Source organism: Eggerthella hominis (assembly GCF_014287365.1).
GTDB classification, from domain to species: Bacteria; Actinomycetota; Coriobacteriia; order Coriobacteriales; family Eggerthellaceae; genus Eggerthella; species Eggerthella guodeyinii.
In genome coordinates this window covers 1-1,191 of the sequence record NZ_JACOOA010000020.1, presented here as the reverse complement: position 1 = coordinate 1,191, position 1,191 = coordinate 1, and the positions used below count along the sequence as shown (strand labels likewise).

The window sequence follows — 1,191 nt, the reverse complement described above, 5'->3', positions numbered from 1 at the left end:
CAATAGGCAGCGCAGGGAGCGTTGCCGGAGAAAGGAGACTGTCATGGCGAAGATAGTCAGCTCTTGGAACGACTGGGACCCGCTGAAGCGCGTGATCGTGGGCCGCTGCGACTACTCGATGATCCCGCCCGAGGAGCCCGCGACCTCCGAGAAGGTGCCCGTCGACTCCGAGATGCGCGGCATGTGGGGCCCCCGCCCGACGGCCACCGTCGAGCGCGGCAACGAGTGCCTCGACAACCTCGTGAAGATCCTCGAGGACCGCGGCGTGGTCGTCGACCGCCCGACGCCTTTGCAGTGGAACCAGGCCATCGGCACGCCGGACTTCCGCAACGACTCCATGATGACCTGCATGCCGCCCCGCGACATCCTGCTCACCATCGGCAACGAGATCATGGCGTCGGCCAACTCCTTCCGCTGCCGCTACTTCGAGTACCTGGCCTACTGGCCGCTCATGAAGCAGTACTTCGACGAGGACCCCGAGTTCAAGTGGACCCAGGCCCCCCGCCCCCGCTTGACGGACGCCTCCTACAAGCACAACTACTACGACGAGAAGATCTCCCTTGAGGACCGCCTGGTCCGCACGGCCAACAAGGACTTCGTCACGACCGAGGTCGAGCCGATGTGGGACGCCGCCGACGTGATGCGCATGGGCAAGGACCTGTTCATCCAGCACGGCCTGACCACCAACCGCACCGCCATGGAGTGGTTCCAGCGCTACTACCCCGAGCTGCGCGTCCACGCCGTGAACTTCCCCGGCGACCCCTACCCGATCCACATCGACGCGACCTTCGTGCCGCTGCGCCCGGGCCTGATCATCAACAACCCGCAGCGCCACCTGCCCGAGGAGCAGCGCGCGATCTTCGAGGCCAACGACTGGCAGATCGTCGACGCCGCCCAGCCGGCCCACACCGAGCCGCCGGCGCTGTGCTACAGCTCCGTCTGGCTGTCCATGAACTGCCTGGTCCTCGACCCGAAGACCGTCATCGTGGAGGCCTCCGAGGTGCACCAGCAGGAGCAGATGGACAAGCTCGGCATGAACGTCATCCCCTGCGACCTGCGCGACGCCTACCCCTTCGGCGGCGGCCTGCACTGCTCCACGGCCGACGTGTTCCGCGAGGGCGAGTGCCTCGACTACTTCCCGAACCGCGTCGCCGACCCGACCCTCATCCATCCCGAGATGTGGAACGACTA

General features: G+C 66.2%; 1 protein-coding gene. It reads left to right on the top strand.

Going from position 1 to position 1,191, the window contains the following annotated elements; all coding sequences use genetic code 11:
- Positions 1-43: 43 nt before the first annotated feature.
- Positions 44-1,191, top strand: a 1,148-nt coding sequence (locus H8S61_RS17225) for a serine/threonine protein kinase (protein WP_160943707.1), incomplete at its 3' end; no start/stop codon positions are given.